General features: G+C 65.5%; 24 protein-coding genes. 17 read left to right on the top strand and 7 right to left on the bottom strand.

Annotated elements, in window-relative coordinates; genetic code table 11:
* Positions 1–116 precede the first annotated feature (116 nt).
* Positions 117–2,396: a primary-amine oxidase gene (tynA, locus tag QBK88_RS08735; protein ID WP_277961744.1), complete on the top strand. Its 2,280-nt coding sequence runs from the start codon at positions 117–119 to the stop codon at positions 2,394–2,396.
* Between the two features lie 109 nt (positions 2,397–2,505).
* On the opposite strand, the gene paaX is transcribed toward tynA, so the two are convergent.
* Positions 2,506–3,429 carry a phenylacetic acid degradation operon negative regulatory protein PaaX gene (paaX, locus tag QBK88_RS08740; protein ID WP_277961745.1) on the bottom strand — a complete coding sequence of 308 codons (924 nt, stop codon included), beginning with the start codon at positions 3,427–3,429 and terminating at the stop codon, positions 2,506–2,508.
* Between the two features lie 67 nt (positions 3,430–3,496).
* On the bottom strand, positions 3,497–4,093 hold the full coding sequence (gene paaY, locus QBK88_RS08745) for a phenylacetic acid degradation protein PaaY (RefSeq protein WP_268142622.1): 597 nt from the start codon (positions 4,091–4,093) through the stop codon (positions 3,497–3,499).
* Positions 4,094–4,279: 186 nt separating this feature from the next.
* On the opposite strand from paaY, the gene feaR reads away from it, so the two are divergent.
* Positions 4,280–5,182: a transcriptional regulator FeaR gene (feaR, locus tag QBK88_RS08750; RefSeq protein ID WP_277961746.1), complete on the top strand. Its 903-nt coding sequence runs from the start codon at positions 4,280–4,282 to the stop codon at positions 5,180–5,182.
* Positions 5,183–5,235: 53 nt separating this feature from the next.
* On the opposite strand, the gene QBK88_RS08755 is transcribed toward feaR, so the two are convergent.
* The 3 genes from QBK88_RS08755 to QBK88_RS08765 form a co-directional block, all read right to left on the bottom strand.
* Positions 5,236–6,576, bottom strand: a complete 1,341-nt coding sequence (locus QBK88_RS08755) for a cytochrome c (protein ID WP_277961747.1) — start codon at positions 6,574–6,576, stop codon at positions 5,236–5,238.
* 11 nt (positions 6,577–6,587) lie between these two features.
* On the bottom strand, positions 6,588–8,762 hold the full coding sequence (locus QBK88_RS08760) for a PQQ-dependent dehydrogenase, methanol/ethanol family (RefSeq protein WP_277961748.1): 2,175 nt from the start codon (positions 8,760–8,762) through the stop codon (positions 6,588–6,590).
* Positions 8,763–8,837: 75 nt separating this feature from the next.
* Positions 8,838–10,337 (bottom strand): aldehyde dehydrogenase family protein, encoded by a 1,500-nt coding sequence (locus QBK88_RS08765; protein WP_277961749.1) that lies wholly within the window; start codon positions 10,335–10,337, stop codon positions 8,838–8,840.
* 250 nt (positions 10,338–10,587) lie between these two features.
* Here QBK88_RS08765 and paaF point away from each other — a divergent pair, with 250 nt between their 5' ends.
* The 14 genes from paaF to msrA all read left to right on the top strand — a co-directional run bounded on the left by paaF (position 10,588) and on the right by msrA (position 24,036).
* Complete coding sequence (gene paaF / locus QBK88_RS08770; RefSeq protein ID WP_277961750.1) at positions 10,588–11,358, top strand: 2,3-dehydroadipyl-CoA hydratase PaaF; 771 nt, start codon at positions 10,588–10,590, stop codon at positions 11,356–11,358.
* Positions 11,359–11,389: 31 nt separating this feature from the next.
* Entirely contained in the window at positions 11,390–12,181 is a 792-nt protein-coding gene (gene paaG, locus QBK88_RS08775; protein ID WP_268142632.1) for a 2-(1,2-epoxy-1,2-dihydrophenyl)acetyl-CoA isomerase PaaG, read from the top strand.
* A gap of 3 nt (positions 12,182–12,184) precedes the next feature.
* Positions 12,185–13,702, top strand: a complete 1,518-nt coding sequence (gene paaH, locus QBK88_RS08780; RefSeq protein WP_277961751.1) for a 3-hydroxyacyl-CoA dehydrogenase PaaH — start codon at positions 12,185–12,187, stop codon at positions 13,700–13,702.
* The gene (gene paaI, locus QBK88_RS08785) at positions 13,695–14,144 is read left to right on the top strand and encodes a hydroxyphenylacetyl-CoA thioesterase PaaI (protein WP_277961752.1); all 450 of its coding nucleotides are present in this window, start codon (positions 13,695–13,697) and stop codon (positions 14,142–14,144) included. Before paaH ends, paaI begins: the two co-directional genes overlap by 8 nt.
* A gap of 95 nt (positions 14,145–14,239) precedes the next feature.
* Entirely contained in the window at positions 14,240–15,550 is a 1,311-nt protein-coding gene (paaK, locus tag QBK88_RS08790) for a phenylacetate--CoA ligase PaaK (protein WP_277961753.1), read from the top strand.
* A 105-nt stretch (positions 15,551–15,655) separates the two neighbouring features.
* Entirely contained in the window at positions 15,656–16,645 is a 990-nt protein-coding gene (gene paaA / locus QBK88_RS08795; RefSeq protein WP_277961754.1) for a 1,2-phenylacetyl-CoA epoxidase subunit PaaA, read from the top strand.
* Between the two features lie 14 nt (positions 16,646–16,659).
* Positions 16,660–16,941 (top strand): 1,2-phenylacetyl-CoA epoxidase subunit PaaB, encoded by a 282-nt coding sequence (gene paaB / locus QBK88_RS08800; protein WP_158153925.1) that lies wholly within the window; start codon positions 16,660–16,662, stop codon positions 16,939–16,941.
* Positions 16,942–16,949: 8 nt separating this feature from the next.
* Positions 16,950–17,711 (top strand): 1,2-phenylacetyl-CoA epoxidase subunit PaaC, encoded by a 762-nt coding sequence (gene paaC / locus QBK88_RS08805; RefSeq protein ID WP_277961755.1) that lies wholly within the window; start codon positions 16,950–16,952, stop codon positions 17,709–17,711.
* The gene (gene paaD, locus QBK88_RS08810; protein ID WP_277961756.1) at positions 17,698–18,231 is read left to right on the top strand and encodes a 1,2-phenylacetyl-CoA epoxidase subunit PaaD; all 534 of its coding nucleotides are present in this window, start codon (positions 17,698–17,700) and stop codon (positions 18,229–18,231) included. The genes paaC and paaD overlap by 14 nt, the downstream gene beginning before the upstream one ends.
* Before the next feature lie 19 nt (positions 18,232–18,250).
* Positions 18,251–19,327, top strand: a complete 1,077-nt coding sequence (gene paaE, locus QBK88_RS08815) for a 1,2-phenylacetyl-CoA epoxidase subunit PaaE (protein ID WP_277961757.1) — start codon at positions 18,251–18,253, stop codon at positions 19,325–19,327.
* Between the two features lie 132 nt (positions 19,328–19,459).
* A complete protein-coding gene (gene paaZ, locus QBK88_RS08820) occupies positions 19,460–21,505 on the top strand; it encodes a phenylacetic acid degradation bifunctional protein PaaZ (RefSeq protein WP_277961758.1) in 2,046 nt (681 codons plus the stop codon).
* Positions 21,506–21,589: 84 nt separating this feature from the next.
* Positions 21,590–22,480, top strand: a complete 891-nt coding sequence (locus QBK88_RS08825; protein ID WP_277961759.1) for a helix-turn-helix domain-containing protein — start codon at positions 21,590–21,592, stop codon at positions 22,478–22,480.
* Positions 22,481–22,554: 74 nt separating this feature from the next.
* The gene (locus tag QBK88_RS08830; RefSeq protein WP_277961760.1) at positions 22,555–23,460 is read left to right on the top strand and encodes a LysR family transcriptional regulator; all 906 of its coding nucleotides are present in this window, start codon (positions 22,555–22,557) and stop codon (positions 23,458–23,460) included.
* 69 nt (positions 23,461–23,529) lie between these two features.
* Positions 23,530–24,036, top strand: coding sequence for a peptide-methionine (S)-S-oxide reductase MsrA (gene msrA / locus QBK88_RS08835; RefSeq protein WP_277961761.1), 507 nt, complete (start codon positions 23,530–23,532; stop codon positions 24,034–24,036).
* 28 nt (positions 24,037–24,064) lie between these two features.
* Here msrA and QBK88_RS08840 read toward each other — a convergent pair whose 3' ends face one another.
* Both QBK88_RS08840 and QBK88_RS08845 read right to left on the bottom strand, forming a co-directional pair.
* Positions 24,065–24,433 carry a DUF427 domain-containing protein gene (locus QBK88_RS08840; protein WP_277961762.1) on the bottom strand — a complete coding sequence of 123 codons (369 nt, stop codon included), beginning with the start codon at positions 24,431–24,433 and terminating at the stop codon, positions 24,065–24,067.
* Between the two features lie 67 nt (positions 24,434–24,500).
* Positions 24,501–24,917 (bottom strand): winged helix-turn-helix transcriptional regulator, encoded by a 417-nt coding sequence (locus tag QBK88_RS08845; RefSeq protein ID WP_277961763.1) that lies wholly within the window; start codon positions 24,915–24,917, stop codon positions 24,501–24,503.
* A gap of 153 nt (positions 24,918–25,070) precedes the next feature.
* Between QBK88_RS08845 and QBK88_RS08850 the strand changes: the two genes are divergently transcribed.
* On the top strand, positions 25,071–26,651 hold the full coding sequence (locus QBK88_RS08850) for a phytoene desaturase family protein (protein ID WP_277961764.1): 1,581 nt from the start codon (positions 25,071–25,073) through the stop codon (positions 26,649–26,651).
* Positions 26,652–26,654: the final 3 nt, after the last annotated feature.

Genomic DNA, 26,654 nt, shown 5'->3' on the forward strand with positions numbered 1-26,654 from the left:
GATTTGTGCTACTTGCCCCTCGTGCACCTGCCCTAGAGTCGAACCGTGCGGGACCGGACCCGCGACGCCCACCGACTGCAGGAAGGAGCCGCCAGTGCTCCGTCGAGGAAACCTTCATGTTCAATGCGCTCACCCGACTCACCCATGTCCCGATGGCCAGGCTGGCCCTGGCTGTCTCCCTGAGCCTCCCCTGCTGGCTGCCCCAGGCCAGCGCCCACGGCGGCGCGGCCGAGATGGTACCGCTGCAATCGACCCTGGAAAGCTTCGGCGCCAGCGTCAAGTGGGATGACTACGCCAACGTCTTCGTGATTGCCAAGGACGGCGCCTATGTCAAGGTCAAGCCCAACACCCGGGTGGCCATGCTCAACGGCAAGCGCATCGAACTCCAGGTACCGGTGGTGTTCAAGGGCAACACCGCGTACATGTCCCACGACTTCATCAACGAAGTGTTCCAGTCGGGCCTGGACAGGACGTTCCAGGTGGAGACCCGCCCTCACCCGCTGAACCCCCTGAGCGCCGACGAAATCAAAGCGGCCGTGGACGCGATCAAGGCGTCCCCCCACTACCAGGCCAATTTCCGCTTCACCGAGATTTCCCTCCACGAACCGGCCAAGGACCAGGTATGGACGTTCGTCTACACCGGCAACCCGGTCAGCGAACCGCGCGAAGCCAACGTCGTGGTGCTGGACGGCAAGCACGTGATCGAGAGCACTGTCGACCTCAAGACCCGCCAGGTGCTGTCCTGGAAGCCCGTCGTCGGAGCCCACGGCATGGTGCTGCTGGATGATTTCAGCGCCGTGCAGTCGATCATCGAAAGCAGCGGCGAGTACGCCCAGGCCCTGAAAACCCGTGGCATCAATGATGTGAAGAAGGTGGTGACCACGCCGCTGACCGTCGGCTATTTCGACGGCAAGGACGGCCTGGCCCAGGACAAGCGCCTGCTCAAGGTGGTCAGCTACCTGGACGTGGGTGATGGCAACTATTGGGCCCACCCCATCGAAAACCTCGTGGCCGTGGTAGACCTGGAACAGAAAAAAGTCATCAAGATCGAAGACGCCGGGGTGGTTCCGGTACCGATGAAGCCCACCCCCTACGACGGCCGGGGCCGCAAGGCCGCCACGGTCAAGCCACTGGAGATCATCGAGCCCGAGGGCAAGAACTACACCATCAGCGGCAACAGCATCCACTGGCAGAACTGGGACCTGCACCTGCGCCTGGACTCGCGGGTGGGGCCGATCCTTTCCACCGTCACCTATGACGACAAGGGCACCAAGCGCAAGATCATGTACGAAGGCAGCCTGGGCGGGATGATCGTGCCCTACGGCGACCCGGATGTGGGCTGGTACTTCAAGGCCTACCTGGACTCCGGCGACTACGGCATGGGCACCCTCACCTCTCCCCTCCAGCGCGGCAAGGACGCACCGCAGAACGCTGTGTTGCTGGACGCCACCATCGCCGACTATACCGGCAAGCCGACGACCATCCCCCACGCCATGGCCATCTTCGAGCGGTATGCGGGGCCCGAGTACAAGCATCAGGAAATGGGCCAGCCGAACCTCAGCACCGAGCGCCGGGAGCTGGTGATACGCTGGATCAGCACCGTGGGCAACTACGACTACATCTTCGACTGGGTGTTCCAGCAGAACGGCACCATCGGCATCGACGCCGGCGCCACGGGCATCGAGGCGGTCAAAGGCGTGAAGAGCAAGACCATGCATGATGCCACGGCCAAGGAAGACACGAAATACGGCACGCTGATCGACACCCACATCGTCGGCACCACCCACCAGCACATCTACAACTTCCGCCTGGACATGGACATCGACGGCGAGAACAACACCCTGGTGGAGGTCAACCCGGTGGTGGCCGGGAATGACCGTGGCGGCCCGCGCACCAGCACCATGCAGATCCAGCAGCAGAAAGTGACCCACGAGCAGGACGCCGCGCAGAAGTTCGACCCGGCCACCGTGCGCCTGCTGAGCAACCCCAACAAGGAAAACCGCATGGGCAACCCGGTGTCGTACCAGTTGATTCCCTATGCCGGCGGCACCCACCCGGTAGCCAAGGGCGCCAACTTCGGCAAGGATGAGTGGCTGTACCACCGCCTGAGTTTCATGGACAAGCAGATCTGGGTGACCCGCTACAACCCCGACGAGCGCTACCCGGAAGGCAAGTACCCGAACCGCTCCGACAGGGACACCGGGCTTGGCCAGTACACCCAGGACAACCAGCCCATCGACAACACCGACGACGTGGTGTGGCTGACCACCGGCACCACCCATGTGGCCCGCGCCGAGGAATGGCCCATCATGCCCACCGAGTGGGTGCACATGCTGCTCAAGCCGTGGAATTTCTTCGATGAAACCCCGACCTTGAACCTCAACACACCGAAATGAACCGAACAAACGCCCCGTAGCAGCGGACCCGGCCGCGTCGAACGCACACACGGTATGCCTGACACGGCGCGGCGCTTGTGACGCGGCCAGGTCCGCTGATACTTGTTTGTCAGCGCAGCCCGCCGAAGCGGCGGTAGAAGCTTTCCCCCGCCTCCGGCAATGGCCCGTCGGCCGTTTCCATCACGGTGTTCAACCAGGCTTCGGCCGGGGCGCACACCAGTCGGTAGATATTTCGCGCCAGCTGCCGTGCGGCGCGCCCTTCCCAGTCGCCGGGCAGCAGTTCGTCTGGCAACTGCGGGTCACGCAGCAGCAGCTTGCGGTATTCATGAATCAGCAGGGTGCGGGCCAGGAAGCTTTCTTCCGGGTCCAGGCTTTCCTGCTCGCGCAACGCCTGCCACAACGGGCGGAACAACTGGATGAACTCGCTATAGTGCGCCGCCAGTTCCTCGATGTTCCAGCTTTCCTTGACCTGCAACCGCAAGGCCCGGGAGGCCAGCACATCCTGGCCGGTGGTTTCGAAGACAATGGTATCGTCCAGCGCGCCCAGGTCCGCCAGGGTAGTGTTGAGGTCACCGCGTTCGATGCGCGGACTCGCCAGCATGGTCGGTGCCACGGCGCCAAACCCTTGCCATTCCAATTCCTCCCGCACGGCCTTGCGCAGCGCCGCCGGGAGCTGGGTCAGCAATACCAGGCACCAGGCACCGTCCCAGGCGGGCTGCGTGGCGCTGTAGACCCGCTTGAAGGCCTTGTCGAAACGGCGACGGCCGGTGCCGGTCAGGCTGTAGTAACTGCGCCGCCCGACTTTTTCCGCGGTCAGCCAGTTTTCCTTGGTCAGGCGAAAGATCGAGGTGCGGATCAACCGCTCGTTGATGCCCATCGGTTCCAGCAGGCGAATCAGGCTACCCAGCCAGACCGTGCCACCGTGGGGCTCGATGGCATCGCCATAGAGGGTGACGATCAGCGAGCTGGCGCGGATCGGCACCTGTTGCGCGAAGCGGGCAATCAGGTGATTGAGGGGGGTAAGCGACGACATGGGCAGCCCGAGTCAGACAAAAAGGAGAAATATACCGACTGCGGCCCTTCACAGGCCACCGCCAGTATCACAGGGCGCTGCGTTTGGGCTGATGGTCGCTGACGTGCAAGCGTGGACGATCAGGCTCGGCTGCTGGCAACGGCACGCATTCCAGCAAGCCTTGCAGGCAACGCCGGGCCAGCGCCTGGTATTCGCGGGTACCGGCTTGCTTCCAGGCAACTTCCTGGTCGCCCAGTACCCGCGTGACGCTGGCCGGGTTGCCCACCACCAGCGATTGCTGCGCGCAACTGAAGCCTGCCTTGACGAAGGCCGTGGCCCCCACCAGGCTGCGCGCGCCGATGCGGGCATTGTCCATGACCACCGCGTTCATGCCGACCAGCGCGTCAGCGCCGATGCGGCAGCCGTGCAGAACGGCGCCGTGGCCGATGTGGCCATTGCGCTCCACCACGGTGTCGCTGTCCGGGAAGCCATGCATCACGCAGGTATCCTGCACGTTGGCGCCCTCCTCCAGAATGATACGGCCGAAATCGCCGCGCAGGCTGGCCAGGGGGCCGACGTAACAGTGCGCACCGATGATCACGTCGCCGATGAGCACGGCCGTGGGATGTACATAGGCGGTGGGGTCGACGACGGGCGTCAGGCCGTCAAGGCTGTAACAGGGCATGGGCGTCCTCGGCGATTATTGCATTACAATAAATCTACCATTAATTAATTTTCATGTATCGCTTAAGTTGATATCGCTCGCCATTTGCTCCGTGGAACTGGCATTTCACCCTTCAAACGGGTTTACTTCGGTCAGGCGCCCGAGCGCTGCACACACATAATGACTACAACGGTGTGAGGCACGACCATGACCCCTTCCCCTGCCGCCTTCGAAGGTTGGCTGAATTCGATCAACCGCATTTGTGATGCCTTCACCGGCCACGCCACTGGCGATGCATTCCAGGGCGATATCATTGAAACGCGCCAAGGCGCGCTGAAGATGAGCGTGGTGCAGGCCGCCCATGCGCGCCTGGTCCGCCAGCGCGGCGAAGTGGCTCGCAGTGCCGCCCACCACTATTTCGCCGTGTTCCAGCTGGAAGGTGCCACCCACATGCGCCAGGGTGACGCGCAGGAAACCCTGCGCGCCGGCGACATCATGTTCATCGACAACCGCTACCCCAGCGACTTCACCTTCGAAGGCCGAGCCCGACAATTGTCGCTGATCCTTCCCCATGAACGCGTGGAGGCACTGCTCACGCACGGCACCCTGCGCGCCGGGCAAAAAGTGGCGGCCCAGGTAGCGGTGGCCGGGCTGGCCACCCAACTGCTGCTCGGCACCCAGGGCCGCGACGACCTTTCCCATGGCGAGAGCGAGGCGGTGCTGGACTCGCTGGTCAGCCTGTTGCGCCCGGCGCTGCTGAAGGATGACCCGCCCCGGGACGCTCAGGAGAAAGCCTACCGGCGCTGTGTGGACTGGATAGAGCGGCACCTGTGCGAAGCCGAACTGAGCCCTGAACAGGTAGCCCGGCACTGCGGCATCTCCCTGCGCGGCCTGTACCGGGCCTTCGGCCGTCACGGTCAGAGCGTGGCCCAGTACATCCGCGACCGCCGCCTGGACCGGTGCGCCCAAGGCCTGCGCGACGGCAGCGCGCGGGGCAAAATGGCGGGGGTGGCGGACCAGTTCGGGTTCATCAACAGCAGCTACTTCACCACGGCCTTCAAGGCCCGGTTTGGCGTGGCCCCGAGTGAATATCGCAAGCGCTGTCACTGAGGGCTGACGCCCAACCGCAGGCTGTGGTTGGCCCGGTCCCACGGGGGTGGCCGCTACTCCCTGTCGGCTCCATGGGGCTGGATGGAGAACGACCATTGGCTGCCGTAAGGCTGCGGCCGCACGGTTTGCCAGCCGATGTCCGGGCGGTCCTTGCCCAGCTCTTCCGGCAGCGGCGACCGTGACTGGGCTACCGCCTGGGCGGTGACCCGCGGCCTGGCGTCATTGCCCCAGGCCTGCCGCACGTAGTTGCTGATGGCCGCTATTTGCGGGTCCGACAGCACGCTGGCATACCCCGGCATGTGCACCGTCGACGGCGCCCAGTGGCTGGGCGGCAGGCTCGCGCCGTCGAGGATGATCTTGAGCAACGACTGCGGCGCATCATTGATCACCAGGTTATTGCCCGCCAACGCCGGGAACATCCGCGCCACGCCCTGGCCGTCGGCGCCATGGCACAGCGCGCAATGCGCCAGGTAACCCTGCTCGCCAGCGCTTGCCGCGAGTACACCCAACGGGGCCTGACGTGGCGGTTGCGGGCCGTCGGCAGGCAGGCTCTTGAGGTACCTGGCCACTGCCCGCAGGTCATCGTCGTCCAGGTACTGGGTGCTCCAGGCGATCACATCGACCATGCCGCCGAACGCCGCGGTGTGGTCGGTGCGGCCGGTCTTGAGGAAGCGTACCAGGTCATCCTCGCTCCAGTTTCCCAGGCCGCCCCGCGCGTTGCCGCGCAGGTTGGGGGTGGACCAGCCGTCGATGATCGAGCCGCCGGCCAGATACGCCGCGCCGTCATGGTCGTCCAGGGCCTTTTCCTGCAGGGCCAGGCCCCGCTCGGTATGGCACGACCCGCAATGCCCGGGCCCTTGCACGATATACGCGCCGCGGGCCACCTGGGCGTCAGCGTAACGGCTGGCCTCGAAGGGCGTCGGCGCTGGCGCGTACATCGCCCGCCAGACCCGCAACGGCCAGCGCAGCGACAGCGGCCAGGGCATGTCCACGGGCCGGTTGGACGCCGCCACGGCAGGCACTTCATGCATGAAATAGTCGTACAGCGCGGCGATGTCCGCCTCGCTCATGCGTGCATAGGACGGGTACGGCATGGCCGGGTAAAGGCTGGTGCCATCCTGGCGCACGCCCTCGGTGACGGCGCGGCGGAAATCGTCCAGGGAATAACCACCGATCCCCGTTTTCCGGTCTGGCGTGATGTTGGTGGAGTACAGCCGCCCCAGCGGCGATTCAATGGCAAGGCCACCCGCGAACAGCGGCCCCTGCACCGCCGTATGGCACGCCGCGCAATCGCCCAGCCTGGCCAGGTACTGACCACGGCTGACCGCGGGTGCCTGCCCCGCCCACACGGTCGGGGCCAGGGCCATGCCGATCCACAGCATCAATGTTTTCATGGCTCCCCCTGTCATTTGAACACCGGGCCGATGTTGTCCGGGGTGCCGTCGGCGTTCTGCCGGGCCTGCACTTCGCGCGCGAAGGTGGCATTGGCGCGCTTGAGCAGGAACTGGCGCACGGCCTCGATCTGCTCGGCGTGCATGGCACCGTCGAAACGGTCCATGCCATAAGCGGTCAGCGCACCCTGGCCCACCACACGGTAAAACGCGTCGCGAGCCGTTATGGCACCGGACCAGCGCAAGTCCGGCAGCACGCCGCCCGACTCGCCGTTGTCACCGTGGCAGGCGGCGCAAAAGGTCATGTAATCACCGTAGCCACGCTCGGCCTGGGCGCTGTCGAAGTTGGCCAGTGGCTTGACCGGCAGAAAGCCTTTGTCGTTGAGCGGCGGCAAGGTCTTGTCACCGTCCAGAGCGAACACCACGATCCGCGACTTGTTCACCGTCCAGCCGGCGGTACGGGCGATACCGCCCATCAGCAGCGGGTAGATGCCACCCCAGCCCACCTCCACCGCAATGTACTGCTTGCCGTTAACCGCGTAGCTGATGGGTGGCGCCATGACCGCGCTCTGCAACGAGGCTCGAAACAGGTCCTGGCCGGTGCGTGCGTCATAGGCATGGAAGTCACCGGTGGCCAGGCCCTGGAACACCAGCCCGCCGCCAGTGGCCAGCACACCACCGTTCCACGGCCCCTTGTGGTCGACGCGGAACACTTCCTTCTGCGCCACCGGGTCCCAGGCCAGCAACCAACCCTGCAACGCCTTGGCCGCCTCGGTCTTGACCTTGGGATCGTCGGGCAGGCCAATCCTGGCCATGTCCAGGCCCAGGTTCAGGCCTACCGAGTGCAGCTGGGGGTTGTCGCTGGCCACATAGCCGAAGGGAATCTGCTGGGCCGGGATGTACACCAGGCCGGTCTGCGGGCTGTAGGCCATGGGCTGCCAGTTGTGCCCGCCCAGGTCACCGGGCAGGCCGAGCCAGGGCTTGCCGGTCAGCGAGTAGAGGGCATCGGGCACCGTGTGCGGGCGGCCGGTTTTGGGGTCCAGGCCCGTGGCCCAGTTCACCGGGACATAGGGTTTGCCCGACAGAAACTCGCCGGTGGCGGCATCGATCACATAGAAGAAGCCGTTCTTGGGCGCGTGCAGAATCACGTGGCGCGGCTTGCCCGCCACCGGGATATCGGCGGTGATGATGTGCTGGGTGGAGGTGAAGTCCCATTGGTCCTGGGGCGTTTCCTGGAAATGCCACACGTACTCGCCGGTTTCCGGGCGCACGGCGACGATGCTGCCCAGGAACAGGTTGTCGCCTATTCCTTCGGAGCGCAGCTTGTAGTTCCACGGCGAGCCATTGCCGACGCCGATGTACAGCAGGTCGGTGACCGGGTCGTAGGTCATGGAGTCCCAGACCGTGCCGCCCCCGCCGGACTGGCGCCAGGTGCCATTGGGCCCCCAGGTCTTGTAGGCCAGTTCACTCAAGGGCCGGTCGGAAACGGCATGGTCGGGCGTGTTATCAGGGGCAGGTACCGTATAAAAGCGCCACTTGAAAGCGCCGGTCTCGGCATCGAAGCCGGAGACAAAACCCCGGGCGCCCATCTCGGCGCCACCATTGCCGATTACCACCACACCCTTGGCCACCCGTGGCGCGGCATCAATGGTGTAGCTTTTCACATTGCCCAGGTGGGCATCGCGCGGGAGGGTGTCGACGCTCCAGGCCAGTGTGCCGGTCTTGGCGTCCAGGGCAATCAGGCGGGCGTCGAAGGTGGCGAAAATGATCTTGCCGTTCCAGTAGGCCGCGCCGCGGTTGACCGTGTCGCAGCAGCCACGCACAGCCACGTCTCCTGGCACCTTGGGGTCGTACTGCCACAGCAGCTTGCCAGTGGCCGCATCGAACGCCTTGACCTTGCTCCAGTTGGTGGTGGCGTACATCACCCCGTCCACCACCAGCGGCGTGCCTTCCTGGCCGCGGTTGGTGTCCAGGTCGTGATACCAGGCGATCTTCAGGTTCTTGGCAGTGTGGGTGTTGATCTGGTCCAGCGGGCTGAAGCGTTGTTCGGAATAGGTGCGGCCGTGGCTCAACCAGTTTTCCGGATGCTGGTCGGCGTCGATGATTGCCTGGCCGGTGTCAGCCTGGGCGAAGGTCGCCAGCAGGGCCAAGGCCGGCAGGTATCGACTGACTTTTGCTTTCGCAGTCATGTTGTTGTGTCTCAGGCGGGTGGCTTGCCGCGCCCAACCCGCAGGGGGTGAGGCGCAGCAAGCGGTGGGGCAGAATCAGTGGCGGATGCACACCGACTTGGTTTCGGTATAGGCGTCCAGCCAGTCGGCACCGAAGTCGCGGCCGGTGCCCGATTGCTTGAAGCCGCCAAACGGCATGTTGGCGTCGATCAGGGTGTGGCTGTTGACCCACACGGTGCCAGCCTGGATGCGTGGGGTAAGGTTCATCGCGGCGTTGAGGTCGCGGGTCCACAAGCTCGCCGTCAGCCCGTAATCCGAATCGTTGGCCAGCGCGAGAGCCTGCTCCACATCATCAACACGGCTCAGGGACAGCACCGGGCCGAACACTTCCTCGCGGGTGAGTGTGAGGTGGTTGTCAGGGTTGAGCACCAGCGTCGGCGACACATAGAAGCCATTGCCGTTCGGGCCCTGGGCACCGCGGATCAGCTCGGCGTCCTGGCGACGGGCGTCTTCCAGGTAGCCCAGCACCTTGGCCTGGTGAGCCTGGGAAGCCAGCGGGTTGATCTGGAAGCCGGGGTCCATGCCCGGGCCCACGGTCAGGCCCTTGACCGCGCCTTCGAACGCCGCGGCCACCTGGTCGAAGATCGGCGCCTCCACATAGATGCGCGAGCTGGCGGCACACACCTGGCCCTGGTTGAGAAAGCTGCCCATCATCAGGCCTTCCACCACTTGCTGGATATCAGCGTCCCTGAGGACGATGGCCGGATTTTTGCCACCCAATTCCAACGTGATACGTTTCAGGCTGTCCACCGCGCCTCTGGCGATACCCTTGCCGGTGGCCGTGGAGCCGGTGAAGCTGACTTTGCTCACCAGTGGATGGCTGGTCAGCACCCGGCCGCACACCCCACCACTGCCCGTGACAACGTTGAACACGCCAGGTGGGACGCCAGCCTCGGTGGCCAGCTCGGCCATGCGCAGCAAGGTCAACGGGGTGATTTCCGAGGGTTTGACCACGATGGAACAGCCCGCGGCCAGGGCCGGCATGACCTTCCACATACCGATCATCAGCGGGAAGTTCCACGGCACGATACCCGCCACCACACCGACCGGCTCCTTGCGGGTGAAGGCGGTGTAGCGCGCCCCCTCCGGCATGGGAATCGACAGGTCCAGGGTGCGCCCCGATACCTTGGTCGCGAGGCCCGCAGTGTAGCGCATCCAGTTCAGGGTGCTGCCGACTTCGAAAGCGCGGGCAATGGCGATGGACTTGCCCTGCTCCAGGGTTTCCAGCTGTGCCAGCTCCTCGGTGTGCTGCTCCAGCAGGTCGGCATAGCGCAGCAGGATCCGCTCGCGCTCGGCCGGCAGGCGGCGCGACCAGACACCGGAAACGAACGCCTGGTGGGCGGACCGCACCGCCTGGTCGACGTCGGCTTCATCGGCATCGGCCGTGGTCGCGATCTGCTCGCCGGTGGCCGGGTTGAACACCGGGAGCGTGCCCTGACCACGGGCCGCCACCCAGCCGCCATCAATGTAAAGGCCGTGCTGGCGCTTGAGGAATGCGCTGACGCTGTCCAGCGGGCGAACGGTTTGACTGCTCATGATGATTCCTTCCAGAGGGGCATGGCCCCAGCTTAATGAAACGTCCCAGGGATGTTTTTTGCCTGCGTGCCAGATGGCTTTGGTTGCCTGCCAATGACACGAACGCGAGCGCCCCACCATTAAGACACCATTTTGAATTTTTGTATTGTTTTTCTGTATCGCATTATGGCTATACTGAGCCCACAGGCCACCCCAGCCTTCCCAATAATCAGCCCTGCCCCGATCGCCGGGCACACCTCGAGGCCACGCCATGCCTGCGCTGCTTACCGTCGAACAGCTGGAATCGGTCCGCCTGGTCACCCTCAACCGCCCCGAGGCGCTCAACGCGCTGACGACCGCAATGCTCGGCGAACTGGCCGACGAACTGGCCCGCGTCGAACACGACCCCTCCACCCACGCGGTGGTACTGACCGGCAACCGCAAGGCATTCGCCGCAGGCGCCGACCTCAAGGAAATGGCCGAGCGTGACTTGGTGGGGATCCTCAACGACCCGCGGGTGGCGTTCTGGCAACGCATCACGGCGTTCAGCAAACCACTGATCGCCGCCGTCAACGGCTACGCCCTGGGCGGTGGCTGCGAACTGGCCATGCACGCGGACATCCTCATTGCCGGCCGTGACGCCCAGTTCGGCCAGCCGGAAATCAACCTGGGCATCATGCCTGGCGCCGGTGGCACCCAACGGTTGCTGCGGGCGGTGGGCAAGTCCCTGGCCATGCAGATGGTGCTGACCGGTGAGCCCATCAGTGCTCGCCAGGCCCTGGCGGCCGGGCTGGTGAGCGAAGTCACCGAACCGGAGCTGACGGTGGAACGCGCGCTGAACATCGCCCAGCGCATCGCCGGCCAGGCGCCATTGGCGGTGCGCCTCGCGAAAGAGGCCTTGCTCAAGGCCCAGGACACCGACCTGGCCAGCGGCCTGCGCCTGGAACGCCATGCCTTCACCCTGCTGGCCGGCACCCACGACCGCAACGAAGGCATTCGCGCCTTCCAGGAAAAACGTCGGCCGCGCTATCGCGGCGAATAACCCCTTCCCGTTCACCCCCGAGGGCACCCCCATGACATTCGCAACCATTGTGTTTTCCATCGACAACGGCGTGGCCCTGCTGAGCCTCAACCGACCCGAGCAACTGAACAGCTTCAACGGGCAGATGCACGCTGAAGTGCGCGAAGCCCTCAAGCGCGTGCGCCAGGACGCGAGCGTGCGGGTGCTGCTGCTGACGGGTGAAGGCCGGGGTTTCTGCGCCGGGCAGGACCTGGCCGACCGCAGCGTGGCCCCCGGCGCCGAGGCCCCGGACCTGGGCCAGTCGCTGGAGCAGTTCTACAACCCGCTGATTCGCAGCCTGCGTGAGCTGCCGATGCCGGTGATTTGCGCAGTCAACGGTGTGGCGGCCGGCGCCGGGGCGAATATTCCCCTGGCCTGCGACCTGGTGCTGGCGGCGCGTTCGGCCAGTTTCATCCAGGCGTTCTGCAAGATCGGCCTGCTGCCCGACTCCGGCGGTACCTGGAGCCTGCCGCGCCTGGTGGGCGTGGCCCGCGCCAAGGCGCTGGCCATGCTGGGCAACCGCCTGAGCGCTGAGCAGGCCGAACAATGGGGGCTGATCTACCGCTGCGTCGACGATGCCGCCCTGCGTGACGAAGCCCTGACCCTGGCGCGCCACCTGGCCAGCCAGCCCACCTACGGCCTGGCGCTGATCAAGCGCAGCCTCAATGCCAGCTTCGACAACACGCTGGACCAGCAACTGGACCTGGAACGCGACCTGCAGCGCCTGGCCGGGCGCAGTCACGATTACCGCGAAGGCGTGGCCGCGTTCATGGAAAAACGCCCCGCCGTATTCAAGGGGAACTGAACCATGGCCGCCCTGCCTCTGACCGCTCAGGTAGCGGTGATCGGCGCCGGTGCCATGGGTGCCGGTATCGCCCAGGTAGCCGCCCAGGCCGGCCACCCGGTGTTGCTCTACGACAACCGCCCCGGCGCGGCCGCCCAGGCCATCGGTGACATCGACCAGCGCCTGGGCCGCCGCGTGGCCACCGGCAAACTGGCCGACAGCGCCCGCCAGGCGTGCCTGGCCAATCTGCAGGCCTGCGACACCCTCGCCGCCCTGGCCGATGCCCACCTGGTGATCGAGGCCATCGTTGAACAACTGGCGGTCAAGCGCCAGGTGTTCGGGGAACTGGAAGCCCTGTGCCGCGCCGACTGCCTGCTGGTCAGCAATACCTCATCGCTGTCCATCACCACCCTGGCCGCCGAACTCAAGCACCCCGAACGCTTCGCCGGCCTGCATTTCTTCAACCCGGCCCCGGTGATGTCCCTGGTGGAAGTGGTGAGCGGGCTGGCCACCGCGCCCGACGTGGCCGCCAGCTTGTACGACAGCGCCCGCGCCTGGGGCAAACAGCCGGTTCACACGCGCTCCACCCCCGGCTTCATCGTCAACCGCGTGGCACGGCCGTTCTACGCCGAGAGCCTGCGCCTGCTGCAGGAAGGCGCGGCTGACTGCGCCACCCTCGATGCCTTGCTGCGAGAGGCCGGCGGCTTCGCCATGGGCGCCTTCGAGCTCACCGACCTGATTGGTCACGACGTCAACTATGCGGTGACCTGCTCGGTGTTCGACGCCTACTACCAGGACATGCGCTTCCAGCCCTCGCTGATCCAGAAAGAACTGGTCGACGCCGGGCGCCTGGGGCGCAAGAGCGGCCAGGGTTTCTACGATTACCGCGAAGGCGCGCAGCGCCCCCGTGCACAGGCGCTGAGCAGCGATGCCGCGGTCACCCATTGCGTGGCCGAGGGCCTGCCGGCGCTGTTAGACGGCCTGTTGACGCGCCTGCAAGACCAGGGCGTGGCAGTGACGCGGCGCCCGGGCAACGGCGTGCTGCGGTGCGGCGACGCGGTGCTGGCGCTGTCCGACGGGCGCATGGCCAGCCAGCGCGCCCATGACCAGGGCGTGCAGAACCTGGTACTGCTGGACCTGGCCCTGGACTTCGCCACGGCCACCCGGGTGGGCATCAGTTGGGCGAACAACACCGCGCCCACGGCAGTGGCGCAGGCGGTGGCCCTGCTCAACCGCGCCGGCCTCACCGTCAGCGCCCTGGGCGACAGCCCCGGCCTGTGCGTGCTGCGCACCGTCGCCATGCTCGCCAATGAAGGCGCCGACGCGGCCCTGCAAGGCGTGGCCTCGGTGGCCGACATCGACCTGGCCCTGCGCGCCGGGGTCAACTACCCCAGGGGCCCGTTGGCCTGGGCCGATACGTTGGGCCTGGACACCGTGGTCAAGGTGCTGGAAAACCTGCAAGCCGCCTACGGCGAAGAGCGCTACCGCCCTTCCCTGCTGCTGCGTCGCCACCTGGCCGAGGGGAGCCGCCTGCATGACTGACCTGAACCCACACGATGTGGCCCGGCGCTGCGCCGAAGCCTTGCTGCAACGGGACGCCGCCAGCCGTGCGCTGGGCATCACCCTGATCAGCGCCGCGCCCGGCAGGGCCCAAGTCAGCATGCGCGTGCGCGACGACATGCTTCAAGGCCACGGCACCTGCCACGGCGGCTTCCTCTTCGCCCTGGCCGATACCGCCTTTGCCCTGGCCTGCAACAGCCATGACGCGGCCACCGTGGCCCAGGGCTGCAGCATCGAATACCTGGTGCCCGGGCAACTGGACGACGAACTGGTGGCCCACGCCCAGGAGTTGCACCGGGGCAAACGCACCGGCACCTATGACGTGCGCATCGACAACCAGCACGGCCAGCCAGTCGCCTTGTTCCGGGGCAAGTCCTACCAGGTGCGCGGCACCGTGCTTGCCCAGGAGGCCATCGACAAGTGACGCTTTGACCCCTGAACGCCTGTAGCCTGTTACCCAGCCCCCGGACCACCCGCGAGGCGGCCGGACACTCACACAAAAACAATTCGAGTGAAGCCATGAACATGCACCTTAACCCAGATGCCTTGCTGGACCCTTTCGAAACCGCCAGCGTCGACCGCCTGCGCGAACACCAGCTGCAACGCCTGCGCTGGAGCCTTGGCCACGCCTACCAGAACGTGCCGCTGTACCGACAGCGCTTCGATGCCCTGGGCCTGCACCCTGAAGACCTGAAATCGCTGGATGACCTGGCGGCCTTCCCCTTCACCGGCAAGAACGACCTGCGCGACAACTACCCCTACGGCATGTTCGCGGTCTCCCTGCAGGACGTGGTTCGCCTGCACGCTTCCAGCGGCACCACCGGCAAGCCCACCGTGGTGGGCTACACCCAGAACGACATCGACACCTGGGCCAACATCGTTGCCCGCTCGATCCGCGCCGCGGGTGGTCACAAAGGCGACAAGGTGCACATCTCCTACGGCTACGGCCTGTTCACTGGCGGCCTGGGCGCCCATTACGGCGCCGAGCGCCTGGGCTGCACGGTGATCCCCATGTCAGGCGGGCAGACCGAGAAACAGGTGCAACTGATCCGCGACTTCAACCCCGACATCATCATGGTCACTCCGTCGTACATGCTCAACATCGCTGACGAACTGGAACGCCAGGGTATCGACCCGGCCAACCTGGCCCTGCGCCTGGGTATCTTCGGCGCCGAACCCTGGACCGATGAGCTGCGTGGCGCCATCGAGCGGCGCCTGGGCATACAGGCCCAGGACATTTACGGCCTGTCGGAGATCATGGGCCCGGGCGTGGCCATGGAATGCGCCGACAGCCGTGGCCACCCGACCCTGTGGGAAGATCACTTCTACCCGGAAATCATCGACCCGGTCACTGGCCAGGTGTTGCCTGACGGTGAATTCGGCGAACTGGTGCTGACCTCGCTGAGCAAGGAGGCCCTGCCGATGATCCGTTACCGCACGCGCGACCTGACCCGGCTGCTGCCCGGCAGTGGCCGGCCCATGCGGCGCATGGACAAGATCACCGGGCGCAGCGACGACATGCTGATCATCCGCGGCGTCAACGTGTTCCCCACCCAGGTGGAAGAACAGGTGCTCAAAACCAAACAGCTGTGCGAGTGCTATGAGATGCACCTGTATCGCAACGGCAACCTCGACTCGGTGGATATCCACGTCGAACTGCGCCCCGAGCATCTGCACCTGGGCAGTGCCGAACAACAAGCGGTGTGCAGCGAGCTGAGCCGACAGATCAAGACCCACATCGGGATCAGTACCCGGGTGGTGCTGCAGCCAGCCCAGACCCTCAAACGCTCGGAAGGCAAGGCTGCGCACGTCTTCGACAAGCGCGCTTGAAGTTCGTGATACAGAAACCTATCTGATACCTATTTTTTGTGTTTGATATTTAATTCTGTATCACTTATAACAATAGCCATCCCCCTGCATGGCTGGAGACCCTTCATGTACGCACAGCTAGTGGAAACCGGCGTCAAGCGCCTCAAGACCCTGGACGAAATGAGTGACCAGGAACGCGCCTTCCAGGAAAAGATCGACGCCGAGATCAAGATCGAAGCCAAGAACTGGATGCCCGACGCCTATCGCCAGACCCTTATCCGGCAGATTTCCCAGCACGCCCACTCGGAAATCGTCGGCATGCTGCCCGAGGGCAACTGGCTGACCCGCGCCCCCACGCTCAAGCGCAAGCTGCAACTGATGGCCAAGATCCAGGACGAAGCCGGCCACGGCCTGTACCTGTACAGCGCCATGGAGACGCTAGGCGCCGATCGCGATACGGAAATCGCCAAGATGCACGCCGGCAAGGCGAAGTATTCGAGCATCTTCAATTACCCCACCCTGAGCTGGGCCGACATGGGCGCGGTGGGCTGGCTGGTGGATGGCGCCGCCATCGTCAACCAGGTGGTGTTGCAGCGCACCTCCTACGGGCCATACGCCCGGGCCATGGTGCGCATCTGCAAGGAGGAAAGTTTTCACCAGCGCCAAGGCTACGAAATACTGCTGACCATGATGCGCCACGGCACCCAGGCCCAGAAGGACATGGTGCAGGACGCCATCAACCGCCTGTGGTGGCCGTCGCTGATGATGTTCGGGCCCAGCGATGAACATTCCCCCAACAGCGCCCAGTCCATGGCCTGGAAGATCAAGCGCCAGAGCAACGACGAGCTGCGCCAGCGCTTCATCGACCAGACCATCCCCCAACTGGAGCTGCTGGGCTGCACCTGCCCCGACCCGGACCTGAAGTGGAACGCCGAAACCGGCCACTACGACTTCGGCGCCATCCAGTGGGACGAATTCTACGAAGTGCTCAAGGGCAACGGCCCCTGCAACGCCGAGCGCGTGGCTACCCGCAAGCAGGCCATCGAAGACGGCGCCTGGGTGCGCGAGGCCGCGGTGGCCTACGCCCGCAAACAACACGACAAGCACGCTGCCTGAGCTGGAGAAACCCCATGTCCGACTGGACCCTGTTCGAAGTCTTCGTGCGCAGCAAGCACGGCCTCAATCACAAACATGTGGGCAGCGTGCACGCCGCCGACGCCGTCATGGCCATCGAGAACGCCCGAGAGCTGTACACCCGGCGCAGCGAAGGCGTGAGCCTGTGGGTGGTGCCCTCGGCGCTGATCGTCGCCTCGTCGCCCGACGACAAGGACCCGCTGTTCGACCCCTCCGATGACAAGGTCTACCGCCATGCCAGCTTCTACGAGCTGCCACCCGAAGTCGGGCACATGTGAGGCCGACCATGAGTATTGAAGACGATCTGACCCGCTATCTGCTGCACCTGGGCGACACCGCCCTGATCCAGGGCCAGCGCCTGAGCCAGTGGGTCGGCCACGCGCCGGCCCTGGAAGAGGAACTGGCGCTGGCCAACGTCGGCCTGGACCTGTTCGGCCAGGCGCGCAATTGGCTGGACTACGCCGCCGAACGGCTGGACGACGGCCGCGATGCCGATGCCCTGGCCTTCCTGCGTACCGAGCGGGAACTGCGCAACCTGTTGCTGGTGGAACAACCCAACGGCGACTATGCGGTCACCATGCTCAAGCAGTTCTTCTACGACGCCTGGCATTGTCAGGTGCTGCAGGGACTGAGCGGCTCCCGTGACGAGCGCATCGCCGGCATCGCGGCCAAGGGCTTCAAGGAGGTGACCTACCACCTGCGCCGCTCCAGCGAATGGGTGGAGCGCCTGGGCGATGGCACTGACGAAAGCCATGCGCGCATGCTCGCCGCCCTGCCCAAGGTGTGGCGTTTCACGGTCGAGCTGGTGAATGCCGACGCCGGTGAGCAACGCCTGGCCGCGGCCGGCCTGATCGGTGACCCGGCAACGCTGGCGGCGGCGTGGCACGCCAAGGTGGCCGAGGTGTTCACCCGCGCCACCCTGCCAGTGCCCGAGCCCGCCAGCGCCTTCTACCTCAATGGGCGCGAAGGGCTGCACAGCGAACACCTGGGCCTGCTGCTGGCCGAAATGCAGTACCTGCCGCGAGCCTACCCCGATGCGGTCTGGTGAGCTGATCGCCAGCGACCGCGGCGCACGGCCGGCCCAGCCCGATGACCTGGCGCAGGCCTGGCACGTGCTGGGCCAGGTCATGGACCCGGAGGTGCCGGCGGTCAGCGTGGTCGACCTGGGCATCGTCCGCGGCCTGGCCTGGCAGGCGGGGCACCTGGAGGTGGTGGTCACCCCCACCTACTCCGGCTGCCCGGCCACCGAGGTGATCGAAAGCGACATCCGCGACGCCCTGGTGCAAGCCGGTTTCCATGCGCCGCGCCTGCAGCGTCGGCTGACCCCGGCCTGGACCACCGACTGGATCACCGAACGCGGCCGCGCGCAATTGCGCGAGTACGGCATCGCCCCGCCCGACGGCAGCACCAGCAAGCGCACGCTGCTGGGCGAGGCGCCCCAGGTGCTGTGCCCGCAGTGCGGCAGCGCCCACACCGAGCTGCTCAGCCAGTTTGGCTCCACCGCCTGCAAGGCGTTGTACCGCTGCTGCGACTGCCGCGAGCCGTTCGACTATTTCAAGTGCATCTGATGGCCAACGGAGATCAACCATGAGCCAGTTTCACAGCCTGACCATCAAGCAGGTACGTGCTGAGACCCGCGACGCCGTGTCCATCGTCTTCGACGTGCCCGAGCACCTGCGCGAGGAATTTCGCTACACCCAGGGCCAGCACCTGGTGATGCGCACCCACCTGGACGGCGAGGAAGTGCGCCGCTCGTACTCCATCTGCACCGGGGTCAACGATGACGAGCTGCGGGTGGCTATCAAGAAGGTAGCCGGCGGGCGCTTCTCGGCCTACGCCAATGAGCGACTGCAGCCTGGCCACTGCCTGGAGGTCATGCCACCGGCCGGCGAGTTCAGCGTACCGCTGGACCCGGCGCGCCACGGCCGCTACCTGGCCGTGGCCGCTGGCAGCGGTATCACGCCGATCCTGTCGATCGTCAAGACCACCCTGGAACACGAACCCCACAGCCATGTCACCGTGCTGTACGGCAACCGCTCCAGCGCCGGCGCGCTGTTTCGCGAACAGCTGGAAGACCTCAAGAACCGCTACCTGCAACGCCTGAACCTGGTCTTCGTGTTCAGCCGTGAGCAGCAGGACGTGGACCTGTACAACGGCCGCATCGACGCCGACAAATGCCAGCGCCTGTTCAGCCGCTGGGTCGAGGTCAAGACCCTGGACGCCGCCTTCATCTGCGGCCCCCAGGCCATGACCGAGACCGTGCGCGACCAGCTCAAGGCCCATGGCATGGACAGCCGCCGCATCCACTTCGAACTGTTCGGCGCGGCCACCGACGACAGCAAGCGTGAAGCTCGCGAGGCTGCTCGCCAGCTGGACACGGCGGTCAGCCAGATCACCGTGATCAGCGACGGCCGCGCCCTGGCGTTCGACTTGCCGCGCAACACCGTCAGCGTGCTCGATGCCGGCAATGCCATTGGCGCCGAACTGCCGTATTCCTGCAAGGCCGGGGTGTGCTCGACCTGCAAGTGCAGGGTGATCGAGGGCGAAGTGGAGATGGACGCCAACCACGCCCTTGAAGACTACGAAGTGGCCGCCGGTTACGTGCTGTCCTGCCAGACCTTCCCCATCAGCCAAAGGGTGGTGCTCGACTTCGACCAGATCTGACCGTTACCTCAAGAACCGTGCGAATGGCGTGGCAAGCGGATTGCCTGCGAGCTGTTGAACCCCTGAACAGCTCGCTGGCAAGCCAGCACCTGCACCGACCAAAACAATTCCAATATATTCGCGGAGCACTTCATGACCCCCATCCTGCAATCCTTCATCGCCGGCCGCTGGGTCGGCCAGCATGGCGCGCAGCCCCTGCGCAGTGCGCTCAATGGCCAGCCCCTGGCCCGTACCCACGAGGAAACCCCGGACTTCGCCGAGGCCATTGACCACGGCCGCCGTGTCGGCAACCAGAGCCTCCACGCGCTGGACTTTCAGCAACGCGCCCAACGCCTCAAGGCCCTGGCCCTGTACCTGGCCGAGCGCAAGGAGCAGCTCTACGCCTTGTCCCACCACAGCGGCGCCACTCGCGCCGACAGTTGGGTGGACATCGAGGGCGGCAACGCCACCCTGTTCAGTTACGCCGGCTTCGGCAGCCGCGAGTTGCCCTCCGGCAACGTGGTGCATGAAGGCCCGGCGGTCGCCCTGGGCAAACTTGGCCAGTTCGCCGGCAGCCATATCCTGGTGCCACGGGGTGGCCTGGCGGTGCACATCAATGCCTTCAACTTCCCTATCTGGGGCATGCTGGAAAAATTCGCCCCGTGCTTCCTGGCGGGCATGCCGTGCGTGGTCAAGCCCGCCACCGCCACCAGCTACCTGACCGAGGCCGTGGTGCGGTTGATGGACCAGTCCGGGCTGTTGCCCGCCGGCAGCCTGCAGCTGGTGATTGGTAGCACCGGTGACCTGCTCGACCGCCTGCAAGGGCAGGACCTGGTGACCTTCACAGGCTCCGCGGACACAGCGGCGAAACTGCGTGTCACCCCGAACCTGATCCGCCACTCGGTGCCGTTCACCGCCGAAGCCGACTCGCTGAACTGCGCCATCCTGGCCCCCGACGTGACCCCGGACGATGAAGAGTTCGAGCTGTACGTCAAGGAAGTGGTGCGGGAAATGACCGCCAAGGCCGGGCAGAAATGCACCGCCATTCGCCGCGCCATAGTGCCCCGCCAGCATCTGGATGCCGTGGCCACGCGCATTCGCGAGCGCCTGGCCAAGGTGGTGGTGGGCGATCCGTCGGTGGACGGCGTGCGCATGGGCGCACTGGCTTCCCATGCGCAACAGCGCGACGTGGCCGAGCGCCTGGCCCTGCTGCAGCAGAGCTGCGACACACTGTTCAGTGCCGCCGACGGCTTCAGCCCGCGCGGCGAAGGCGTCGGCGAAGGCGCGTTCTTCGCCCCGACGCTGTTGCACGCCCGTGACCCGCACGCCGAAGGCGGTGCCCATGACATCGAGGCCTTCGGCCCGGTGAGCACCCTGATGGCCTACGACGACCTGGACGAAGCCGTGGCCCTGGCTGCCCGCGGCAAGGGCAGCCTGGTGGCCAGCCTGGTCACCCGCAGCCCGCAGATCGCCGCCAGGGTCATCCCTGCCGCGGCCGCCTGGCACGGGCGCCTGCTGGTGCTCGACCGCCAGGCTGCCGTGGAGTCCACCGGCCATGGCTCACCGCTGCCGCAACTCAAGCACGGCGGCCCGGGCCGCGCCGGCGGCGGCGAAGAACTCGGTGGCCTGCGCGCCGTCAAGCACTACCTGCAACGCGCAGCCGTCCAGGGCTCGCCGACCATGCTGGCAGCCATCACCGGTGAGTACGTGCGTGGCGCGGCACTGATCGAAACCGACGTGCACCCGTTCCGCCGGCACTTCCAGGACGTACAGATTGGCGAGTCCCTGCTCACCCATCGCCGCACCGTCACCGAAACCGACCTGGTGAATTTCGGCTGCCTGTCGGGTGACCACTTCTACATGCACTTCGACGACATCGCCGCCCGCAACTCCCAGTTCGGCCAGCGCATCGCCCATGGCTATTTCGTGCTGTCCGCCGCCGCCGGATTGTTCGTCTCGCCAGGTGAAGGGCCGGTGCTGGCCAACTATGGGCTGGACAACCTGCGGTTTATCAACCCGGTGGCCATCGGCGACACCATCCGGGCGCGCCTGACCTGCAAGCGCAAGACCGACCAGGGCAAGGCCAGCCCCCAAGGCATTGCGCAGGGGGTAGTGACCTGGGATGTGGAGGTGACCAACCAGCGGGATGAGGTGGTGGCCAGTTATGACATCCTGACCCTGGTGGTGAAACGGCCATAAGGCCGCGCCCCAGCCACCGCGCAGTGCCAGGGGCCGGCACAGGCTTTGCTACGACTGCCTCCCCTTTGATGAACAGGTCGTCTGATGCTGCACTTCTTTCAGTCCACCGACATGGCCGAACACGCCAGCCGCCTCAGCGGCTGGCAACAACGCTATGACCAACTCAGCGGCGGCCCCGTGGACGCCGCGCTCTGGGTGCTGGACATCGGCCCCATTCGCCTGTTCCGCGAGCGCCTGAACCAGGCCGCGGTGCAGCACATGCAACTGCCCCGCGAACACCTCAACCTGATCTTTCCCCTGGCCTGGCCCCAGCGCGACGCCCAGCAGCCGTGGCTGCTCGACGGCCTCAACCTGCTGCCCAGCCAGAGCGAATTTCGCACGGTCAGCGGCGCCGGCATGGACGTGCTGTGCCTGTCCATGCCGTATGCCGAGCTGCACGGCCTGCTCAGCGACGCCACCCTGGCCCGCTGCCGCGCCAGCCAGGCGGTGCGCGGTGTGAGCCTGGCGGCACCGCTGCACCAGCATGCCCGCCGCGAGCTGCTTGAGCTTCTGTGCCGCCCGGAGCCTGCCCATGCGCGGCAACGGGTGCTGGACCTGACCTGCCAGTTGCTCGCAGGCCTGGACGCCCTGCCCGCTTTGCAGCCCAGCTACAGTACCCGCCACTATATCGTTCAGCGCTGCCATGAACTCGTGGTTCAAGACCCCCAGGGCATCGCCAGCCTGGTGGACCTGTGCAAGCGCCTGAGGATCTCCCGCCGCACCCTGCAATACAGCTTCCAGAGCGTCGCCGACGTCAATCCGGTGCAGTACCTGCGCTCGGTGCGCCTCAATGAAGCACGCCGCGCGCTGAGCCACAGCCCCGAAGCCCGCATCAGCGACATCGCCGCGCACTGGGGTTTCGAGCACACCAGTTATTTCTGCGCCCAATACCAGAAGTTGTTCGGAGAAAAGCCATCGCTTCATCGCGCCCATTGAGCCGCAAGGTGGCTCACAGGTATAAAGGCGATAAATGCCTGTGCCCACAATCATAAGAAAAACGGAGCAAGACCATGCGTTTCCATGGTTTGGATTTGAACCTGCTGGTGGTGCTGGACGTGCTGCTCGCCGAACAGAACATCACCCGCGCCGGCGAGCGCCTGCACCTCAGCCAACCGGCCACCAGCGCCGCCCTCGCCCGGTTGCGCAGCTATTTCGAGGATGACCTGCTGGTGCAGATCGGGCGCAAGATGGTGCGCACGCCCATGGGCGAAACCCTGGCCCAGCCGGTGCGCGACCTGTTGATCCAGATGCGCTCCACCCTGGAAAACCGCAGCCAGTTCCAGCCACACCTGTCCAGCCGCACGTTCACCCTGATGGCCTCCGACTACGTCGGCATGGTGCTGATGCCTGAAGTCAGCCGGCGGCTGAACAGCATCGCCCCGCAATGCGCTATCGAGCTATTTTCACCCACCGACGACGCGGCCCTGGAAGTCGAGCGCGGGCACGTGGACTTTCTGCTGCTGCCTGACACCCACATCCTGGAACAGCACCCATCCTCAGCGCTGTTCAGTGACGAGTTCGTCTGCGTGGTATGCCAGGACAGCGGGCCCCAGGCCCTGTCGTTCGATGATTACAAGGCCCTTGGGCATGTACTGGTGCGCTTTGGTACCGAACACCGCGCCCCCACGGTGGACGACTGGTTCTTGCGCAGCTTCGGCTTCGAGCGCAAGGTCGAGGTCACCACCCACACCTTCAACAGCGTGCCGCCGTACCTGATCGGTACCTCGCGCATCGCTACCATGCACAAGCGTCTGGCCGAACGCTGGGCCCGATACCTGCCGTTGCGCCTGCTACCTACGCCCTGGGCGGCGCCGCAGATGACCATCAGCCTGCAATGGAACCGGTACCAGCAGCATGACCCGGGCCTGGCATGGTTGCGCAACCTGATGATCGAGACGGCGGCGAACCTCGCCTGAGGCCCTTGCAAAGTCATAAAGCGCCCTCATTACAAGCGCATTCACACCGCAAAAGGGGAAGCACCGACCATGACCACACACACTGAAACCGCCCTTCTCGCCGGCGGCTGCTTCTGGGGCATGCAAGACCTGCTGCGCCGCTACCCCGGGGTGATTTCGACCCGCGTCGGCTACACCGGCGGCGATGTGCCCAACGCCACCTACCGCAACCACGGTGACCACGCCGAAGCCATCGAAATCACCTTCGACCCGGCGCGCATCAGCTACCGGCAGATCCTGGAATTCTTCTTCCAGATCCACGACCCCAGCACACCCGACCGCCAGGGCAACGACCGTGGTCGCAGCTACCGCTCGGCCATCTACTACCTCAGTGAAGCCCAGCGCGACATTGCCGAAGATACCGCCGCGGACGTCGACGCCTCAAAGCTGTGGCCAGGCCGCGTGGTGACCGAGATCGAACCGGCGGGGCCTTTCTGGGAAGCGGAGCCGGAGCACCAGGACTACCTGGAGCGCATTCCCAATGGGTACACGTGCCACTTCATCCGCCCGGGCTGGAAATTGCCCAAGCGCGGCTGACACCGAGCTGCCACACAGACAGCCGCCGCTACACACCAGCGGCGCTGTGGGTAAACGTTACCCGGTCTGGGTAGAAGGCCACGTACCCTTCGATCGCGGCCACGGATGGGAAAGGCGCTTCATAGCTCCACACCGCGTTCTCGCTCACCTGCTCACCCACTACCAAGGTGAAATAACTCGCCTTGCCCTTGTAGGGGCAGTGGCTGGAGTGGGTCGAGGGGCGAAAATGGGCCGCCACGATGTCGGCACGCGGCAGGTAATACACCGCTGGATAGTGGGCCTCGTTCAGCGCCAGCGCCCCACGAGTACGGGCGACGGCTACACCGTGGAATTTCACCTCCAGCGTACCGGGCAACGGGGTGACGGTGATGGGGTGGTCGGCAGATGGCTGTTTCATTGCAGTCGCCTCGGCGGGGGAATGTCCAGCTGTAAGCGTAGCCTTGTGGCGGCGGCTTCGGGGTGCGTCATTGGCCGTCATAGGCCGCGCGCGCCGCCGCGATGGCAGGCGCCTGCTCTTCCAGCCACCCCACCAGCGCTTCGAGCCTTGCGACCAGCGCCTCCCCCAGCGGCGTCAGCCGGTATTCCACCTGCGGCGGTATGGTGGGGATCACCGTGCGGCTGACCATCCCGTCACGCTCGAACGCGCGCAGTTTCACGGTGAGGATGCGCTGGGACAACTCGCTGTCGGCCATGGCGTTGACTTCACGCTGCAGTTCCGTGAAACGCAGCATGCCGTGGCGCAGTATCAGCAGCAGCAATGGGCTCCAACGGTCGCCCAGGCGCGCCAGGGTATCGCGGATGGGGCCCTGGGGGGCGTTGCCGTTGTGCCGCACCCGAGCGCGCAGCTGGTCCAGGGCCTGGCGTTGTGCATCGTCGTTCACGCTGTATTCCTTGTCATTGGCGCAGGGTACGCACATGAAGGTAACCGACCCACATAAAAGTGCGATCTTCCGCCCACCGTCGGGCTGCTCCTATCATCGCCCCGTCAGCCAAACGGGCTGAAAGACAAGAACAACAAGACGCGGAAGGTCCCCATGAATCACTACGATGTCGTCGCCATCGGCGGCGGGCACAATGGCCTGGTGGCCGCGGCCTACCTGGCCAAGGCCGGCAAGAAAGTCCTGGTACTGGAACGCAAGGACTACGTGGGCGGTGGCGTGTCGACACGCCAGCTTAACACGCCGGGTTTCTGGCATGACGAGCACTCCAGCGTGCACATCATGATCCAGGGCAACCCCATGATCACCCAGGACGAACTGGGCCTGTTCAAGCACTTCGGACTGAAATACAACTACTCCGACATTCCCCACGCCACGGTCTTCGCCGATGGCAGCGCGCTGATCACTTACCGCGACCTGGACAAGGCCTGCGAGTCGATCGCCAGCGTGTCGGCACGCGATGCGGAAACCTACCGGCGCCTGGCGACCAAGGCCATGGGCCTGCTGCCGATGTTCATGTCGGGGTTCTATTCCCCGCCGCTGCCCATGGGCGCCATGGTCGCCATGCTCGACCAGAGCCTGGAAGGCCGCGAGCTGTTCGACGCCATGCAGCGCAGTACCCTGGACATCATCGACCACCTGTTCGAGCACGACAAGGTCAAGATCCACCTGCTGCGGGTGATTGCCGAGAACCTGCAGATGCCGGATGAGCTGGGCACCGGTATGGGCGTGTACGCCTTCGTGGGCATCATGCACAGCCACGGCGTGTCACAGCCAGTGGGTGGCAGCGGCAAGCTGGCAGAGTCGCTGGCCCGCTGCATCGAGCACCATGGCGGGGAGATCCGCTGCAACAGCGAGGTGCACAAGGTGATCGTCAGCGATGGCCGCGCCGCCGGAGTGGAGTTGAGCGATGGCGAGCGCATCCTGGCCCGCGACGCGGTGATCGGCGCCCTGCACCCCCATGTCATCAGCCGCTTTGTCGACGGCCTGGACGCCGGCGTGGTGCAACGGGCCGAACGCGCCAGCCTGGCCCCCTTCAGCCTCTTCGTCAGCCACTATGACCTGCACCGCAACGCCGAGTTTCACGCCGGGCCCGACGTAGGGCGCGCGACCATGCTGACCATGATGAGCAGCGACCGCCTGAGCGATATGCTCGACGACTTCGACGAACTGCGGCGTGGCCGCGTGTCACAGCGGCGCCTGGTGGCCGGCGGGGACGAGAGCATCAACGACCCGACGCGAGTACCGGCCGGCAAGGGCATGTTCCACGGCATGACCTTCGCCCCCTACAACCTGGCTGACGGCGGCGCGGCACGCTGGGACGAGTACAAGGAAGCATTCGGCGACCTCAGCCTGCAGGCCTACCGGCGGTTCGTGAAGAACCTCACGCCCGACAACATCATCGCCCGCACGCTGTGCTCGCCACTGGACCTGGAACGCAGTTCGCCCAACTCCATGGTCAAGGGTGACGTGCATGGCGTGGCGCCTTACTTCTACCAGAACTTCGCCCACCGCCCTACCCCTGACCTGGGCCGCCTGAGCGTGCCGGGGCTGGACAACCTGTACCTGGTGGGACCGTTCATGCACCCCGGCGGAGGGGTGTTCGGGGCCGGACGTGGCACGGCCATCAAGATGTTCGATGACCTGGGCATGGATTTCGACAGTTTGAACAAGTGACAC

Source organism: Pseudomonas sp. RIT-To-2 (genome assembly GCF_029623465.1).
GTDB classification, from domain to species: Bacteria; Pseudomonadota; Gammaproteobacteria; order Pseudomonadales; family Pseudomonadaceae; genus Aquipseudomonas; species Aquipseudomonas silvicola.